This window comes from Sphingomonas sp. CCH9-F2 (assembly GCF_001556735.1).
GTDB lineage: Bacteria > Pseudomonadota > Alphaproteobacteria > Sphingomonadales > Sphingomonadaceae > Sphingomonas > Sphingomonas ginsenosidimutans.
In genome coordinates this window covers 1-444 of the sequence record NZ_LSJO01000548.1, presented here as the reverse complement: position 1 = coordinate 444, position 444 = coordinate 1, and the positions used below count along the sequence as shown (strand labels likewise).

Annotated in this window: 1 protein-coding gene; it reads right to left on the bottom strand. The window is 65.8% G+C overall.

From position 1 onward, the window contains the following. A partial coding sequence (locus tag AX685_RS15490) for a Mu transposase domain-containing protein (RefSeq protein ID WP_443026260.1) occupies positions 1-444 on the bottom strand: 444 nt, incomplete at both ends.

The window sequence follows — 444 nt, the reverse complement described above, 5'->3', positions numbered from 1 at the left end:
CCGGCTTGGTCGCCAACACCGGCAGATAATGCCACGGGTCGTAGATGGTCCGGTCGCGGCCAAAGAACCGGGGATGGTCGGCGACTACTTCACCATCGCAGCGCACGACGATGCGGTCGGCATAGGCGCGAACCTGCACCGCGCGTCGCGCCACCCTGGCAGAAACGGAGTAGCGGTTGCGGTCGAAGCTGATGAGGCATGTGCCGCTTACCGCATGCTCGCTCTCGTGGAAGCCGTCGAAGGGCGCGACAACAGGCTGGAGTACAGCCTGTTCGGCTGCCCATGCCTCAGCGACCGTCAGTTCCTTCTGCTCGGGATGCTGGTGCATGTCGGCCCAGCGCCGACACTCGGCCTCCAACCAGCCGTTCAGCTCCGCGAGGCTGGTAAAGCGCAGGCGTGGCTGGAAGAAGCGGCCGCGCGCGGTCTGCACCTGGTTCTCGACCT